The sequence below is a fragment of the Polaromonas sp. genome, from assembly GCF_030682935.1.
Taxonomy (GTDB): Bacteria; Pseudomonadota; Gammaproteobacteria; order Burkholderiales; family Burkholderiaceae_C; genus Polaromonas.
In genome coordinates, this window is the sequence record NZ_JAUXNA010000289.1 from 1 (window position 1) to 1,184 (window position 1,184).

The following is a 1,184-nucleotide window of genomic DNA, read 5'->3' on the forward strand; positions in this document are numbered from 1 at the left end:
AGCTGATTTCGCCTTGGCCCTGGCGCCTTTGATGATGGCCTCGTAGATCGACCGGTGCTCGATGTTGGAGCGCCGCATGTTGCCGGGTGAATTGAAGTAACGGCGCCTGAACAGGTGCAGTTCCTTGACGTAGTCATCATAGGTTTCATGGGCCCGCTGGTTGTTTGACAGGCGCAGGATCAGGGCGTGAAACTGCAGGTTCAGATCGTAGTAGCGGTCGGCGTCTTCGGCGTCGCAGGCGGCATCCATCTGGGCGAGCAACAGCTCGAACTGCTGCTTGTGTTCTTCATTGACATGTTCGGTCGCGCGCTCGGCGGCAAAGCCGAAGACCAGGGCGCGCAAGTCGTAGATCTCCAGCATTTCGCGCACCGATATCTGCCGCACAAAGACGCCGCGGTTGACGACCGCCTTCACGAGCCCCAAGCCCGTGAGCATGCGAATGGCCTCGCGTATGGGGCCGCGGCTGGTACCCATGCGCAACGCCAGAGCCGCCTCATTAAGGCGTTCGCCGGGTTTGAGCGCGCCCGTATAAATCAGGTGCTTGAGCTCATCCGCAATGAAGAGCGGCAGTCCCTGCTCGGGCTTTTCTTTGGGTGAAATCATGGCTGGAGGGGCCGGTTGCGCACGACATGGGCGCATGAAACGGGCATCGGGATGGTAACTGAAAAAAGCAGCGAGAAGCCTGGGACGTCGAAAAGTGTTCTCTTTTATTAAAAAAGTGTTGACACTTTTGGTTTGAAGAGAGGACACTTGCGCTTTGTTTTTGTGTTTTTCCCCTGGGTTTCAACCATGCCTCACATGCCTGCTTCTTCCGCACTCCAGCGCTTTCGCGTGGTGGATCTCACCCAGGTCCGGGCCGGCCCGACCGCCTGCCGCCAGCTGGCCGACTGGGGGGCGGACGTGATCCAGGTGCAGATGCCCGAGCACATGCGCGGCGACGACACGCTGGGCGGGCAAGAAGGCTCGGATTACCAGTACACGCACCGCAACAAGCGCTCGATCACCCTCAACCTGAAAGAGGCCGAAGGCATCAGCGTGCTCAAGCGCCTGATCGCCGGCGCTGACGTGGTGGTGGAAAACTTCCGCCCCGACGTCAAGTTCCGCCTCGGCATCGACTACGAAACCCTGAGCGTAGACAACCCGCGTCTGGTGTACGCCAGCATTTCGGGGTTTGGACAGTCGGG

At 59.7% G+C, this 1,184-nt stretch carries 2 protein-coding genes; one reads left to right on the forward strand and one right to left on the reverse strand.

The window, feature by feature from the left end; translation table 11 throughout:
- Window positions 1-603: GntR family transcriptional regulator (locus Q8K05_RS13400; protein WP_305247112.1), on the reverse strand; the 603-nt coding region annotated here is incomplete at its 3' end.
- 186 nt (window positions 604-789) lie between these two features.
- Between Q8K05_RS13400 and Q8K05_RS13405 the strand changes: the two genes are divergently transcribed.
- Window positions 790-1,184 (forward strand): CoA transferase (locus tag Q8K05_RS13405; protein WP_305247113.1); only part of this gene is annotated, 395 nt, incomplete at its 3' end.